14 protein-coding genes are annotated in these 15,078 nt (G+C 34.8%); 3 read left to right on the forward strand and 11 right to left on the reverse strand.

From position 1 onward, the window contains the following. Positions 1 to 13 precede the first annotated feature (13 nt). The 7 genes from BLR17_RS08145 to trmD all read right to left on the reverse strand — a co-directional run bounded on the left by BLR17_RS08145 (position 14) and on the right by trmD (position 8,689). Complete coding sequence (locus BLR17_RS08145) at positions 14 to 2,395, reverse strand: TonB-dependent receptor (protein ID WP_066324192.1); 2,382 nt, start codon at positions 2,393 to 2,395, stop codon at positions 14 to 16. Between the two features lie 98 nt (positions 2,396 to 2,493). After that, complete coding sequence (locus BLR17_RS08150) at positions 2,494 to 3,765, reverse strand: MFS transporter (RefSeq protein WP_066324194.1); 1,272 nt, start codon at positions 3,763 to 3,765, stop codon at positions 2,494 to 2,496. Positions 3,766 to 3,770: 5 nt separating this feature from the next. Next, the gene (locus BLR17_RS08155; protein WP_066324196.1) at positions 3,771 to 4,001 is read right to left on the reverse strand and encodes a hypothetical protein; all 231 of its coding nucleotides are present in this window, start codon (positions 3,999 to 4,001) and stop codon (positions 3,771 to 3,773) included. An 11-nt stretch (positions 4,002 to 4,012) separates the two neighbouring features. Next, positions 4,013 to 4,603: a TetR/AcrR family transcriptional regulator gene (locus tag BLR17_RS08160; protein ID WP_066324202.1), complete on the reverse strand. Its 591-nt coding sequence runs from the start codon at positions 4,601 to 4,603 to the stop codon at positions 4,013 to 4,015. Between the two features lie 314 nt (positions 4,604 to 4,917). Continuing rightward, positions 4,918 to 7,152 (reverse strand): NADP-dependent isocitrate dehydrogenase, encoded by a 2,235-nt coding sequence (locus BLR17_RS08165; protein WP_066324211.1) that lies wholly within the window; start codon positions 7,150 to 7,152, stop codon positions 4,918 to 4,920. A 276-nt stretch (positions 7,153 to 7,428) separates the two neighbouring features. After that, positions 7,429 to 7,779 carry a 50S ribosomal protein L19 gene (gene rplS / locus BLR17_RS08170; protein WP_026713113.1) on the reverse strand — a complete coding sequence of 117 codons (351 nt, stop codon included), beginning with the start codon at positions 7,777 to 7,779 and terminating at the stop codon, positions 7,429 to 7,431. 232 nt (positions 7,780 to 8,011) lie between these two features. Beyond that, entirely contained in the window at positions 8,012 to 8,689 is a 678-nt protein-coding gene (gene trmD, locus BLR17_RS08175; protein WP_066324214.1) for a tRNA (guanosine(37)-N1)-methyltransferase TrmD, read from the reverse strand. Between the two features lie 244 nt (positions 8,690 to 8,933). On the opposite strand from trmD, the gene BLR17_RS08180 reads away from it, so the two are divergent. After that, the gene (locus BLR17_RS08180; RefSeq protein ID WP_083189150.1) at positions 8,934 to 9,548 is read left to right on the forward strand and encodes a murein L,D-transpeptidase catalytic domain-containing protein; all 615 of its coding nucleotides are present in this window, start codon (positions 8,934 to 8,936) and stop codon (positions 9,546 to 9,548) included. A 105-nt stretch (positions 9,549 to 9,653) separates the two neighbouring features. Then, a complete protein-coding gene (locus BLR17_RS08185) occupies positions 9,654 to 10,586 on the forward strand; it encodes a peptidylprolyl isomerase (RefSeq protein WP_066324216.1) in 933 nt (310 codons plus the stop codon). Positions 10,587 to 10,733: 147 nt separating this feature from the next. Here BLR17_RS08185 and BLR17_RS08190 read toward each other — a convergent pair whose 3' ends face one another. Beyond that, a complete protein-coding gene (locus tag BLR17_RS08190) occupies positions 10,734 to 11,291 on the reverse strand; it encodes a thioredoxin family protein (RefSeq protein ID WP_066324219.1) in 558 nt (185 codons plus the stop codon). 97 nt (positions 11,292 to 11,388) lie between these two features. Here BLR17_RS08190 and BLR17_RS08195 point away from each other — a divergent pair, with 97 nt between their 5' ends. Next, complete coding sequence (locus BLR17_RS08195; protein WP_066324222.1) at positions 11,389 to 11,730, forward strand: tRNA-binding protein; 342 nt, start codon at positions 11,389 to 11,391, stop codon at positions 11,728 to 11,730. A gap of 12 nt (positions 11,731 to 11,742) precedes the next feature. Here the strand turns inward: BLR17_RS08195 and BLR17_RS08200 are convergent, their stop codons facing one another. The 3 genes from BLR17_RS08200 to BLR17_RS08210 form a co-directional block, all read right to left on the reverse strand. Beyond that, positions 11,743 to 12,543 (reverse strand): sulfurtransferase, encoded by an 801-nt coding sequence (locus tag BLR17_RS08200; RefSeq protein ID WP_066324224.1) that lies wholly within the window; start codon positions 12,541 to 12,543, stop codon positions 11,743 to 11,745. 147 nt (positions 12,544 to 12,690) lie between these two features. Next, positions 12,691 to 13,074, reverse strand: a complete 384-nt coding sequence (locus BLR17_RS08205) for a PUR family DNA/RNA-binding protein (protein ID WP_066324226.1) — start codon at positions 13,072 to 13,074, stop codon at positions 12,691 to 12,693. Between the two features lie 73 nt (positions 13,075 to 13,147). Continuing rightward, positions 13,148 to 14,908: an ABC transporter ATP-binding protein gene (locus BLR17_RS08210; protein WP_066324229.1), complete on the reverse strand. Its 1,761-nt coding sequence runs from the start codon at positions 14,906 to 14,908 to the stop codon at positions 13,148 to 13,150. Positions 14,909 to 15,078 lie beyond the last annotated feature (170 nt).

A 15,078-nucleotide genomic window follows, 5' to 3' on the forward strand; every position in this document is an offset into this window, starting at 1 on the left:
TTTTTAAAAAAAATTAGAATTTAAAATTATAACTCACTGCTGGAACTATTCCAAAAATGGATGTTTTTATCGCTTCATTAGCAGCGGTATCGGTATTTTGTCTAAAAGTCATGGAAGCAGCATTTTTTCGATTGTATAAATTATAAATACTGAAAACCCATTCGCCTTTCCAATTTCTGTCTTTGTTTTTGGAAGGGGTTAAAGTAGCTGAGATATCAAGGTGGTGAAAGGCAGGTAAACGATTTCTGTTACGCAAGCCATAACTAGGAACATCAACTCCTAAATAGTTGTATTTGCCATCGGGATAAGTCACCGGCTGTCCTGATTGGAGGATGAAATTAGCTCCAAAATCCCATTTTTCGTTTAAATGATAAGCACTGGTTATTGCTAAATTATGTGTTTTGTCGTAAGCAGAACTATACCATTTTCCGTAATTAATTCCTGTTTCTTCAGAAGTTCTGCCTGGAGTTTGCTGTTCTGATCTTGACAAGGTATAGGAAACCCAGCCATTGAAACGGCCTTCGTTTTTCTTTAATAAAAATTCCAGACCATAAGATCGCATGCGTCCGTTAAGAACTACCTGTTCGATGGCTTCATTGGCAATCAAATCGGCACCATCAATATAATCCATGCGGTTTTGAATTTTTTTGTAAAAACTTTCAATTTCCAGTGAATAGTCTCCATTGCGAATGTTTTTAAAATAACCAATAGCAACCTGATCGGCAATTTGAGGTTTGATATAATTGTCACTAGGCATCCAAACATCAAGAGGAGTTGGTGAGGCAGTGTTAGAGATTAGTTGTAAATATTGTACCATTCGATTGTAACTGGCTTTTATAGCCAGGTCTTCATTGAGTTGGTAAGAAACAGCAAAACGGGGTTCGAAATTGTCAAAGCTTTTAATAATTTGGTTTTTGTTATAGTATTTTGTCCCGGTTGGAGTTGCTTTTTCATAAATCTGGAAATCCGAATTAAAAAAAACAGGATTGTTATTATCGTATAAGTTTATAGTTGAATTTCCTAAACGATAGAAAAGACTGTAGCGTAAACCGTAATTGACAGACAGTTTTTTAGTGAGTTTGTTTTCGGCTTCTATATAGACTGAGGGTTCAAAAGCATATTTTTTGTCTAATTGGTCCCGATTAATTCCTGATTCAGGGCTTGACGGTTTGATGGTTCCTGGATTGAAATTATAGTAGATGGCATTGGTTCCGTAATTCAATTTAAAATTATCTGAAATGTAGTGTTTGAAATCGTATTTGATATTGTAGTTTTTAATACCCGAATCCCAATTGAAACCAACAAAATCCAAATCTAATCCATAATAATAATCGCTGTAAATTACAGAGAGATTCGAAAATAATTTATCAGAGAATAAATGGTTCCAACGTAAATTTAAAGTCGAATTTCCATAAGTATTACTGAAACTTTTGTTGATTGCAAAAACGTCACGACCAAAATAACCCGATAAATAAAGATTGTTGCGGTCGTTGATTTTATAATTTAATTTGGTATTCAAATCATAGAAATAGGCAGTATTGTTTTTTTGGTCTTCGGACAATTTTAAGAATAAATGAGCATAAGAAGCCCTGCCGCCAATTAGAAATGATACGCGGTCTTTAACTATTGGACCTTCGGCAAGCAGACGACTGGATATTAAACCGATTCCGCCATTCATATGGAAGTCTTTACTGTTTCCGTCTTTTTGGTAAATATCTAAAACCGATGAGGCTCTTCCTCCAAAACGGCTAGGGATTCCGCCTTTGTACAATTTTAAATCTTTGATAGCGTCGGGGTTAAAAACTGAGAAAAAACCAAAAACGTGCGAGGAATTGTAAATGGTAGCTTCGTCTAAGAGAATTAAATTTTGATCGGCTCCACCACCGCGAACGTTAAATCCTGAGGCGCCTTCGCCGGCATTAGTAACTCCCGGCAACAATAAAATTGATTTTATCACATCTACTTCTCCTAAAACAACAGGCATTTTTTTGATAGTAGCCATCGATAATTTGTTTACACTCATTTCAGGTGTACGGGTATTGGTACGCCCCTGATTAGTGTTAACAATTACTTCGTTCAATATTTCACCATTTTCAGTAAGAGCCCAATTCATTTTGCTGTTTTTTGTCAGCGAAATAGATTTTTCAATGTTTTGGTAGCCCAAATAACTGATGATTAAATTCTGATTTCCTTTAGGGACACTTATCGAATAAAAACCATATTCGTTAGTGGTAGTTCCCATTTTTAAATCAGGGAAATAAAGGTTGACACCAATTAGGGTTTCATTGTTTTTTACGTCGGTGATAATTCCACTCAAGGTAAATTTCTCTTGCGCAAAAGCAGTTATACTAATTAAGAAAACGATAAAAAGAAAATTTATTTTTTTTGTAATCATTTTAGGATATTTGAATTGCAAATGTCAACCAATTATAAAGTTTTTTCAACTGAACAACTGTTAATTTATGTTTAATATTCTGTCTGTTTTTACTTCGATTAAACTTCCGAAACCGTTAAAACAGAATTGGATTTCTGTTCCGGATTTTTTTTCAAATGCTTATTTACACGACTGAGTAATAGAATTGATAGCAACGATATTCCAATTATGATAAAACCCAGAGTATTATAATGTTCTAAAGGGCTAAAGCTGTCTTTTTGAACTACAATTGTTCCGGCAAAAGCTGCTGCTATCCCGCCTGAAATTTGTTGTAAGGAAGAATTGATGCTCATAAAAGCGCCACGGTCTTCTTTGGCGGGAATTGAGGTTACTAAGGCTGTAGAAGGAACCATTCGACTCATGACTCCCATCATCATTAATATATTAATAATAGCAACCAACCAAAACGGAGTTTCACCTAAATTAGTATAAACAGCTACAGTTATGATAGTCCAAATTGAAGCTGCAGCGAAAATTTTGAATTTATCTATTTTGTCACTCAGTTTACCAATAACAGGCATGATGATTAAAGTAGACATTCCTGCAATCATAAATATAAAAGGAAGCTGTTCTTCGGTTATCTTTAAATTATTAATGGCAAAAGCACTACCAAAAGGCATTAGCATAAAACCTCCAACAGATAGTACAGCTGTAGCAGCAAAGCCAATGCGGTATTCGCGTTTAGTAATGGTGTGAATTAAATGTTGAAATGCTGATTTTTCCTTTTGTATGGCAAGATGTTCTGTTAGTGGTTTTAATTTTAATGCGATTAAAACAGCAATAATTATTGCCATAACTGCCACTCCCAAAAAGGGTGCATGCCAGTCCCATTTGGTTGCTATGTAAAGACCAACGGGAATTCCGAATATTTGGCTTGCGCCAAAAGCCATTTGGATAAATCCCATTACGCGTCCGCGTTGCTGCATTGAAAACAAATCGGTTACAATGGCCATCGAAATGGAGCCGATAACTCCTCCAAATAATCCGGTGATGATTCTGGCTGCTACTAATAATGGATAAGAGGTTACTACTCCGCATAGAATGGTTCCTAAAATAAATCCGGTATAAAAGAATAGTAGTAATTTTTTTCTGTCGAATTTATCGGCAAAACCTGCCGTAAGTAAACCTGAAATACCGGCACTAAAGGCATAAGCCGATACTACTAAACCAAAATGAGATGGTTTTATTTGCATGCTTTTCATTAAAATATCACCTAGAGGCGACATTACCATAAAATCTAAGATTACACTAAATTGAGTAATTGCCAAAATGAAAATGGCAAATTTTTGATAGGAAGTAAAAGAGGGTGTTTGTTGAGTGGTGTTTTCCATCTTTGTTATTCGGTTAATTCAGAACATTTAAAATCCTGTTCTGTTATTATTTTTATTATTTGTGTGGCATTTAGAGTTTGGCTTTCTATTCGCAATACCGAATCGATGTCTTCTAAATCGATGTTCCATTGTTCGATTTCGGGATTGGTATTTAATAGTTTGCTTATAATCTGCTTGTCATTTTCGGTTTTGATATTCGTACCAAAAATCAATATGTTGTTAAAATCAGTTTCCATGAGTTGAAATTTTACGGTGTTAATGCTTTAAGGACTAATTCGAATGCTTCGTCGGTTGTTTTTTGGCTGAGTTTGAAAGGACCTCCTCCAAAGTTTTTTCCATCTCTTTCAAAATGCAATAAGGAGTATAGCGGACCATAGGCAACACTCCAGAATACTTCTTTTGAAACCGGAACCAATTCTTTTTTTTCCACTGCGTTTTTGAAAAAAGTACCCATAGTAATTTTAAAATCTAACAGGCTTTGTTCTAAAATAGATTCGCTATAACTGGAGTGTGTGAGTAGTTCCCAGCATCTTACTTCAAGGGGATTTTGTTGTGTATAACGAATTCTGTTTTCCCATTGTTTGCGCAGTCCTTCTTTGAAAGACATACTGGGTGAAAAATCTTTAGCCATTTCGGCAAAGAAATTTTTACCAATTTCGATTCCTATTTTCCGAACCAAATCGTCTTTGTCTGAATAATAAATGTACAAGGTGGCTACAGATATTTTACTTTCTTTAGCCAGGCGGTTCATGCTGAAGCCTTCGATGCCTTTTTCTACAAGTAATTCGATGGCTTTTTGTTTGACGATTTCTTCTTTATTACTGTCTCTTGTTCTCATTGTTTTGGTATAACGGAGCAAAAGTATAAATTATAAGTGAATGTTCGTTTATTTATAGAAAAAATATAATTTTCTTTTTTGCTTGATCAAAAAAGAAACAAAAAAATCAAGTCTTAGGCTTCCTCGTCGGTCAAATTAGTTTTCGAATGCTAAAAGAAAAGAACTCGCTACGCTCAAACAGCTTTTCTTTTTACGCATTCTTCAAACATTTGACACTCGACTGCGGAAGCTAAGGACGTCAAAAAAACGTATGTTTAAAACAAAAAAAGACAACCCTTTCGAGTTGTCTTTGATTATGTATTTAGATAAAAAAATTAAGCTGTTAATACAGAGATTTTATCTAAAATAGTATTAAAAGTTGTGCTTGGACGCATTGCTTTGCTTACTAAAGCTGGATTTGGTTGGTAGTAACCACCAATTTCTTGTGGTTTTCCTTGCGCACCAATTAATTCTGCATCAATTTTAGCTTCGTTTTCAGTCAATTCTTTTGCGATAGGAGCAAAGATAGCTTGTAAGTCAGCGTCTTTAGTTTGAGCAGCTAAAGCCTGAGCCCAGTATAAAGCTAAGTAAAAGTGAGAACCACGGTTGTCAATTTGACCAACTTTTCTAGCCGGAGATTTATCGTTTTTCAAGAAAGCATCGTTTGCCTGATCTAAAGTTTCAGATAATACAATTGCTTTTTCATTGTTTAAAGTTTGTCCTAAGTGCTCCAATGAAGCACCTAAAGCTAAAAACTCTCCTAATGAATCCCAACGTAAATATCCTTCAGTTACAAATTGCTCAACGTGTTTAGGAGCTGATCCACCTGCACCAGTTTCGAATAATCCACCACCATTCATTAATGGAACGATAGATAACATTTTTGCAGAAGTTCCAACTTCTAAGATTGGGAATAAGTCAGTAAGGTAGTCACGTAATACGTTTCCTGTTACAGAAATAGTATCTTGTCCTTTGATGATTCTGTCTAATGTAAATTCAGTAGCAGCAATTGGGTTTAAGATACGGATATCTAATGCGGTTGTATCGTAATCTTTAAGGTATTTTTGAACTTTTACGATCAATTCTCTGTCGTGTGCTCTGTTTTCGTCTAACCAGAAAACAGCAGGAGTGTTAGATAAACGTGCTCTGTTTACAGCTAGTTTTACCCAGTCCTGAATTGGAGCGTCTTTAGCCTGACACATTCTGAAAATATCATTTGCTTCAACTGTTTGTTCCATCAAAACGTTTCCGTTTACATCAACAACACGAACAACCCCGTTAGTTGACATTTGGAAAGTTTTGTCATGAGAACCATATTCTTCAGCTTTTTGAGCCATCAAACCTACGTTAGGAACACTTCCCATTGTAGTTGGATCAAAAGCTCCGTGTTTTTTACAGAAATCAATTGTAGCAGTATATACACCAGCGTAAGAACGGTCTGGGATAATTGCGATAGTATCTTGTTGTTTTCCTTCTTTGTTCCACATTTGACCAGAAGTACGGATCATTGCCGGCATAGAAGCATCAACAATTACATCTGATGGTACGTGAAGGTTAGTAATTCCTTTGTCAGAGTTAACCATTGCTAAAGCTGGTCCGTTTTCAATTGCCTGATCGATAGCAGCTTTTACTTCAGCTTCTTGTGCGTTACCAGCAATTTTTGCATATACGTCACCTAAACCATTTTTAGTGTTTACTCCAAGTTCAGCAAATAATGCAGCATATTTTGCAAATACATCAGCAAAATATACTTCAACGATAGCTCCAAAGATAATTGGGTCAGAAACCTTCATCATTGTAGCTTTCAAGTGAACAGAAAGTAATACTCCTTGTGCTTTTGCTTCAGCAATTGTTTTAGCAACAAAAGATTTTAAAGCGTTTAAGTGCATTACTGAGCTATCGATAATTTCTCCGGCTTTTAATGGAGTACTTGCTTTAAGAACAGTAGTTGTTCCATCTTGTCCAACAAATTCGATTTTTACATCAGTTGCTTCAGCTACAGTAACTGATTGCTCACTTCCGTAAAAATCACCGCTTTCCATAGAAGCAACTGCTGTTTTAGAATCAGCAGACCAGGCTCCCATTGAGTGTGGGTTTGCTTTTGCGTAATTTTTTACTGCTTTAGGAGCTCTACGGTCAGAGTTTCCTTCACGTAAAACCGGGTTTACAGCCGACCCTAATATTTTAGCATATTTGGCTTTGATTGCAGTTTCAGCATCATTTTGTGGAGCTTCAGGGTAGTTAGGAACTGCATATCCATGAGCCTGCAATTCAGCGATAGCTCCTTTTAATTGAGGAACAGATGCAGAAACGTTTGGTAATTTGATGATGTTTGCTTCTGGAGCAGTAGCTAATTTTCCTAATTCAGCCAAAGAATCTTTTACTCTTTGCTCCTCAGTTAAAAACTCAGGGAAATTAGCAAGGATACGAGCAGCAACAGAGATATCTTCTGTTTCAATTTCGATTCCTGCAGTAGCTGTAAAAGCTTCAACAATAGGTAAAAACGAATAAGTAGCTAACAAAGGTGCTTCGTCAGTTAATGTGTAAACAATCTTTGATTTTTGTGTCATTTTTTTTATTTTATAATCGTAATTCTTCCGCGAAGAATGTGAAATGTATTGTTTGCTTTGAATAAAGCGGTGCAAAGATATGTAAATCAGACTAAAATACAGTCTGGTTTGTTATAGAAATAAGCGAATTCTGGAATAACTAACTACAAGACTTTAAAATGTTATTTTTTTAAAGAATAAGTATCCTTTTTTTGAACTTAGTTGTTCTTTTTTTGACTAAAGGCTAAAAAAAAAGTCCCGATATTGTCGGGACTTTTATGATAAAGAGATACTAAATTATCTTCTTTTGTCTTTGATTTTTGCTTTTTTACCAGTAAGTTCTCTGAAGTAGAAGATTCTTGCTCTACGTACAGCACCTTTCTTATTGATTTCAATTTTTTGTAAAGCTGGTAAGTTAATAGGGAAGATACGCTCAACACCTACTGAACCTGACATTTTACGGATTGTAAAAGTTTCAGTACTTCCAGTACCTCTTCTTTGGATTACAACTCCTTTGAAGAACTGAGTTCTTGTTTTTTCACCCTCTTTAATTTCGTAGTAAACTGTGATAGTATCTCCAGCTCCGAAATCAGGAAAATCTTTTTTTGTTACAAATTCGCTATTAACGAAATCTACTAAATTTGCCATTTTAAATGCTCATTTTGGTTTAAAAATCTAATCAACATTCACGGGTATCGCCAGAGGTTAATTAAATGTGGGCGCGAAATTACAACTTTTGTTTTAAATTACAAATTTTATTTTAAGTATTCAGTGATCAGTTTTTAGTGTTCAGTTAGTTAGGTTGTCTAAAAATAGAAATGAATCATTACGTAATTTTCCTTTTTTATAAGACTGATCACTAAAAACTGAATACTGCAAACTACTCTTCAAGTAAATCCGGTCTTCTGTTTTTAGTATGTTCATACGCCATGTCTTCACGCCATTTATCAATTTTGGACGAATGTCCACTTAATAAAACTTCAGGGACTTTCCATCCTTTATAATCTGCAGGTCGTGTGTAGATAGGTCCTGATAATAAATTGTCCTGAAAACTATCTGTTAATGCTGAGGTTTCGTCACTCAAAACTCCCGGAATCAATCGGATTAAAGTATCAGATAATACCAAAGCGCCTAATTCTCCTCCGCTTAAAACGTAATCTCCAATGGAAATTTCTTTGGTAATAAAATGATCGCGCACTCTTTGATCCACGCCTTTATAATGTCCGCACAAAATGATGATATTCTCATACATTGACATCGTATTAGCCATTTTTTGATTCAAGGTTTCTCCGTCCGGCGACATGTAGATAACTTCGTCGTACTCTCGTTGACTTTTTAAATGTGTAATGCAGTCGTCAATAGGCTGTACTGTCATGACCATTCCTGCTCCGCCACCATAAGGATAATCGTCTACACTTTTTTGTCTGTTTGTAGTGTAATCTCTTAAATTATGAATGTGAACTTCTACGAGACCTTTGTCAATGGCGCGTTTCATAATCGAAGCCTCAAATGGACTGCGTAGTAATTCCGGTAAAACAGTAATAATGTCAATTCGCATGATTCTATATCTAGGTTTTTGAATGGGGCAAAGGTACAAAGTTTTTTCAGGAGCATATGAATTGATGTGGATTAAAGCTTTTTTGAATATTAATTTTTTGAATATTAATATGTTAAAGTTTTTTTATGTGTATTTTGAATTTAAAAAAGTTATATTTTTGGGCGTCCCAAAATGTATTATAAATGTGTTAACGTAAGATTTAATTAATAATTTATCTTTTACGACATAGAATTTTAACCTGCTGATGAGAAATGTAATATTAGGTGTATTTGCAATAGGAGTACTTTGTGGTTTTGGAATAAGTCCTAAAAGTATACGAAAGATTCAAAATGAAAGTCGATTAGAAATCGTAACTAAAGAAGAAAGAATTTCAGAACAAATAGTTGCAATTAAGTCGATGTTGAAATCAAATCCAAAATTTAATAATGAAATCGTTTTTTTGCTGGATATGAAAATAATGTCCGGTAAAAATCGCTTTTTTGTTTATGACTTAATTCATGATAAGATTATCGATCAGGGTTTGGTAGCGCATGGTCTTGGATCGGGAATGTTTAGTGATTTAAAATTTAGTAATGAAAATAACTCGTATTGTACTTCATTGGGGAAGTATTATATCGGTAAAAGTTATTTTGGTGAATTTGGGAAAGCCTATAAATTACATGGTTTGGAATCGACAAACAGTAATGCTTTTTCACGAAATATTGTTTTGCATCAATATGATAAAGTACCTTACGAAGAACAGAATGCTTATATCTGTAATAGCTTAGGTTGTCCAATGGTTAATCAAGTTTATTACAGTAGAATTCAAAAGTTGATTGATAATTCAAAGTCTAATATTCTTTTGGATATCTATTATTGATTTTTCTTTTCCTTAAATAAATTCGTCTTCAAATTTTCTGATTTACAGATTGACTCATTCTCTGATTTAATTTGTAAATTTGCACTTCAATAAAAATTTTTAAAAATGGAAAACGGAATATACGCTAAATTCAATACCGCAAAAGGTTCAGTTTTAGTAAAATTAACTCATGATTTAACACCTGGAACAGTAGGTAACTTTGTGGCTTTGGCTGAAGGGAATTTAGAGAATAATAAAAAACCTCAAGGAGTTAAATATTACGATGGATTAACTTTTCACAGAGTTATTCCTGATTTTATGATTCAGGGTGGATGTCCATTAGGATCAGGTACAGGAGATCCTGGGTATAAATTTGACGATGAGTTTCATCCAAGTTTAAAACACGATAAGCCAGGGGTACTTTCTATGGCTAATGCAGGGCCTGGAACTAATGGTTCTCAATTTTTTATTACTCACGTTCCTACTTCATGGTTAGATGGAAAGCATACTGTTTTTGGTCATGTAATTGAAGGACAAGAGGTAGTAGATGCAGTTGCTCAGGGAGATGTTTTAGAGACATTGGAAATTATCAGAGTAGGTGAAGAAGCTCAAAACTGGAATGCAGTTGAGGCGTTCAGAGTTTTTGAAGGAAACAGAAAAAAACGTTTAGAGGCTGAAAAAGCTGCTGCTGAAGAAGCAATGGAGAAATTAGCTGCCGGTTTTGAAAAAACAGAAAGCGGTTTGCGTTACCAATTTATCCAAAGAGGTGAAGGTAAAAAAGCTGAAAACGGAAAAACAGTTTCTGTTCACTATACGGGACAATTACCTGATGGAAAAGTTTTTGACAGTTCGTATCCTCGTAAAAAACCTATTGAGTTTCCATTAGGTCAAGGTAATGTAATTGAAGGATGGGACGAAGGAATTGCGTTGTTACAAGTAGGTGATAAAGCTCGTTTTGTGATTCCTGCACACTTAGGATATGGTTCTCGTGGTGCCGGAGGAGTTATTCCACCAAACGCTACTTTGATTTTTGACGTTGAATTAATGGACGTTAAGTAATTTTATATTTAAGAATTCAGATTGCAGAATTTAGACTGCAGTTTTGATTACACATAAAAAAAGCGATTTTTAATTTGAAAATCGCTTTTTTTTATGTCTGCCTTCTGCTCACTGATTCCGATAGCTATCGGAACTGAGGACTGCAAACTATTTTTTCCACTTGATATTACAGCCAATACTTGGTTTTTGATTAGGATTGATACTGCGGTTGTATAAAATTCCGTCAATAGCGCCTCGCAAGTCACTTCCACTTAGCGGAATTCCATTTCCGGGACGGCTGTCGTCGAGTTGACCGCGATAAACCAATTTGTTTTGGTTATCAAACAAATAAAAATCAGGTGTGCAGGCAGCATCATAGGCTTTGGCTGTTTCCTGAGTTTCGTCATATAAATAAGGGAATTCGAATTTGTTTTCAAATCCGTATTCAGTCATTAATTCAGGAGCATCCTGAGGATAGTTGATAACGTCATTACTTGATATGGCAATGATACCAATTCCCTGAACTCTGTAATCGTTGGCAATACGGACTACTTCTTCAATAACATGATGTACAAAAGGACAATGATTGCAGATAAAAAATACTAAAGTTCCTTTTTCGCCTTTTAAATCTGCAAAAGAAAAACTGTTGTTGGATTGAGTGTCTTTCAAATAGAATTCAGGAGCTATAGTGCCTAAATCAATCATGTTAGAAGGGGTACGTGCCATTTTTGTAGAATTATTTCAAGGGTTAAAGTTACTAAAATTGAGTGCTGTTTGAATTGTAAAAACTATTTTTTGGAAGAATTAATGATTTGTAATTTTTATGGAAACTAATTTGACTTGGGCTGAATTTGAAAAAGTAGCTATGTATGTTGGAACGATAACAGAGGTGAAAGATTTTCCTGAAGCCAGAAAACCAGCTTTTCAACTGACAATCGATTTTGGTGAAGTAATCGGAATCAGGAAAACTTCGGCGCAAATCACAAAACGATATGCAAAAGAAGTGCTTTTAAACCGCCAAATTGTTGCAGTAGTTAATTTTCCTAAAAAGCAAATAGGAAAGTTTATGAGTGAATGTTTGGTTTTGGGTGCAGTTGGAGAAGAAGGAGATGTTATCCTATTGTCTCCGGATTTCAGGATTGAAAACGGTTTACGAATAGGATAACAAAATTTTCGGCTATTTTTCTATTGGCAAATTGTGGTCTTGTCCCCACTCAGTCCAGGAGCCGTCATAGATTGCTTTTTGGCTGTTAGAAACCAATTCGTAAGCAATTAAATTGATGCAGGCAGTAATTCCCGAACCGCAGGAAAAATAAAGATTTTCGTTCTGATACGGTAAAATTTGTTTGAGTTCTTCTTTTGATAAAAAGTGACCGTCTTTTAAAACTTTGGAAAAAGGCAGGTTTACGGAATTAGGGATGTGTCCGCTTCTTAAACCTTCACGAGGTTCTTCGGTTTCGGCATTGAAACGGTCAGCAGAACGTGCATCAATTACAACAGCTTCTTTTGAGGTTATATTGTTTAAAATCTGAAATTTAGTTTTAAATTTTTCCGGGTGAAAGTGTGCTTCAAAATCTCCTTCTTTAAATGATTTTGGTCCCACTTTTTCGGTTGGAAAGTTTGCTTTTTCCCAGGCCGGAAATCCTCCGTCGAGCACCCAGACATTTTCATGTCCCATGCTTTTAAATAAATACCAGGCTCTTGGGCTCGAGTAGATTCCTTTAGTGTCGTAAACCACTATTTTGCTGTGCTTGCTGATTCCCAGTTTTCTTGCTTCGGCTGTAAAAGCTTCCGGCTTAGGCAGGGTATTCGGTAGTGGATTTGTAGTGTCGCTGAAATTATTTTTAATATCAAAAGTGCGTGCTCCGGAGATTTGTAAATCATGTGGAGGACTGTCTAAAACGGCGTCAAGAATTATTAATTCAGGGTTGTTACTATTTTCCTGAAGCCAGTTTACGGATACAATTGGGATTTTCATATTGATATTGTTTTTAATTGGAAAATAAGGACTACTAATATACGAAATTATGAAGTTGTGTTATTTTAATTTTTGTATAAATAAAAAGTCCAAAAATCAATCGATTTTTGGACTTTTAAATGTTTAATCTTAATGGTTTGATGCTTGTTAAATATCATCAAAATCAATATCGGTGAAATTAGAAATGCTTGAAACAGAATCTTCAGTGCTAACTCGTTCCGTTGCATATTCTTTTTTAAAATCTTTTTGGTGTCTTTCTGAAATTACTTCTTCTCCTTTGTGGTTTAAAACATAAGAAGTCATTTCTCCAAGGATTTCTGTGAATGCAGCGAAGTCCTCTTTGTACAAATATATTTTGTGTTTTTTGAAATGAAACGAACCGTCTTCTTCGGTGAATTTTTTACTTTCAGTAATGGTAATATAGTAATCATCAGCTTTAGTAGCTCTCACATCGAAGAAATAAGTTCTTCTTCCTGCACGTAAAACTTTAGAAAAGATTTCTTCTTTTTCTAACATGTCATTTTCTCTCATAATCCGTTCTGTACAATAATATGGTTGTTAATTGGAAACCAAAAATGATAAAAATATATTTATTAAGCAAGATTTAAAGTAATTCTTTTTCAGAAAGTTGTTTTAAATAGAGCGATGCATAATAGCCTTCCTGATTTATTAGCTGGTTATGAGAACCTTGTTGAATAATTTTGCCATCTTCGAGAATAATAATTTTGTCGGCATTTTTTGCTGAGGATACCCGATGGCTTACAATAATTGTTGTTTTTTCTTTGCAAATAGCATTTAGGTTGTTCAAAATAGCTTCCTCTGTTTCAGTATCAACTGCTGATAAACAGTCGTCAAAAAGTAAAATAGGAGGGTTCTTGATGATGGCTCTGGCAATAGAAACACGTTGTTTTTGTCCGCCGGAAAGTGTGATACCCCTTTCTCCTAAAACAGTGTCGTATTGTTTGTTAAAACCTAAAATATTTTCATGAACTACAGCGTTTTTCGCAGCTGTAATAACTTCTTCGATGCTGGCGTCTTCTTTTCCGAATTTGATATTATTTTTTATTGTATCTGAAAATAAAAAAGCATCCTGAGGCACAATTCCAATGCTGTTTCTTAAATCGAATAAGTTCAGTCGGCTGATTTCTTGTTGGTCAATTTTTATAGCCCCATCAGTTACATCATACATTCGGGAAATTAACGATAAAATGGTCGATTTTCCGGAACCTGTTTTTCCTAAAATAGCCAGTGTTTCACCTTTATGTATTGTGAATGAAATGTTTTGAAGAGCGGTAATATTGGTGTCTTCGTAAGTAAAGCTTACGTTTTCGAAAGTAATTGTTCCTTCTATTTTAGATTTTTCAGGATTGTTGTTCTTTATTTCCGGTTCTATTTTTAGAAACTCGTTGATTCTTTTTTGAGAAGCCTCGGCTTCCTGAACCATTGAGGAAACCCATCCCAAGGAAGCTACAGGCCAAGTAAGCATGTTGATGTACAAAATAAATTCGGCAATAGTTCCGATGCTTTTTAATGTTCCGTTGATGTACATTAACCCTCCAACATAAACCACAACTAAGTTACTGATTCCAATTAAGGCCAGCATTAAAGGACCAAATAGCGATTGTACTCTGGCTAAATCCATGCTTTTGCTTTTGCTTTCCAGAGCAAGCGCGTGCATATTGTCCTGATGTTGATTTTCTAATGAGTAGGCTTTTATAACGCGTACACCGGAAAATATTTCCTGGGTAAAACTGGATACTTTGGATAAATATTGTTGGAAACGAGTACTCCGTTTATTGATTTCGGTACTCAGTCTAAAAATAGCGTAGGATAAAAGTGGGAGTGGCAATAGTGTGTACAAAGTCAACAATGGAGAAACTTTGTACATGTAAAGTATAACAATGGCAAAACGAATGAAGGTATTGATGGTGTACATCACTGCAGGTCCTACATACATTCTGACCTTGGATATATCCTCGCTAATACGATTCATTAAATCTCCGGTACGATTCTTTTTGTAGAAATTTTGAGACAGGTTTTCATATTGTTTAAAAACTTCATTTTTTAAATCAAATTCAATACGACGAGACATTACAATCAGGGTTTGTCGCATTAAGAAAGTTAAAAATCCTGCAATAATAGACGTCGCAATAATCAGTAAAATGTTTGAAATTAATTCATGTTGAAGTACGGATTTAGGAATTTTTGCGTCTTTTGAGAAAGTTTCTATAGCCGAGAATGATTTGCTAATCAGTTTTGGGGTGAAGAGCATGAAGATTTGTGCAATTATTGTGAATAGAATACCGAGTAAAAAATGGTATTTATACTTAATGAAATATTTGTTTAAATAGAGTAATTCTTTCATTTTCGGACTAAGCTGAATTTTTTTAAAAAACAAAGATATGGCTTTAAAAGCAATAATAGTTAGTCGTCTCTAAGCTGTTAAGTTTGATTTAACGTTTCATTAATGAAAATTCCCCTCGTGTTTGTCCTGCTTTTTGAGGTTTTAATTTTATTTTGAAAAAGGAAATCCCT

Origin of the sequence: Flavobacterium glycines (assembly GCF_900100165.1) — a bacterium.
Lineage (GTDB): Bacteria > Bacteroidota > Bacteroidia > Flavobacteriales > Flavobacteriaceae > Flavobacterium > Flavobacterium glycines.